The following is a 243-nucleotide window of genomic DNA, read 5'->3' as shown; positions in this document are numbered from 1 at the left end:
AAAAACTGCGCGATTTCTGCTCTTTGTCTTCGTACATCGCATGATCGGCTTTTCCCAGCAGCAAATCCGGATCACTGAGGTTGCCTGGATGGTAGGGGGTGAGCCCGACACTGATACCGAGTTTGAACGTTTCTCTCAGATTCAGCGTCTCATCATCAATCAGTTCCAGCCATTCCTGGCTGTGGGCTTGATCGGCGCTGGGAATCAAAACAACAAATTCATCCCCTCCAATGCGGTAAATCT

At 49.8% G+C, this 243-nt stretch carries 1 protein-coding gene; it reads right to left on the bottom strand.

Annotation, left to right across the window (positions count from 1 at the left end):
* Positions 1–243 (bottom strand): diguanylate cyclase domain-containing protein (locus tag ACYP03_RS27590; RefSeq protein ID WP_459782884.1); only part of this gene is annotated, 243 nt, incomplete at both ends.

It is taken from the genome of Photobacterium sp. R1 (assembly GCF_054600795.1).
This window is presented reverse-complemented; position numbering and strand designations above follow the sequence as displayed.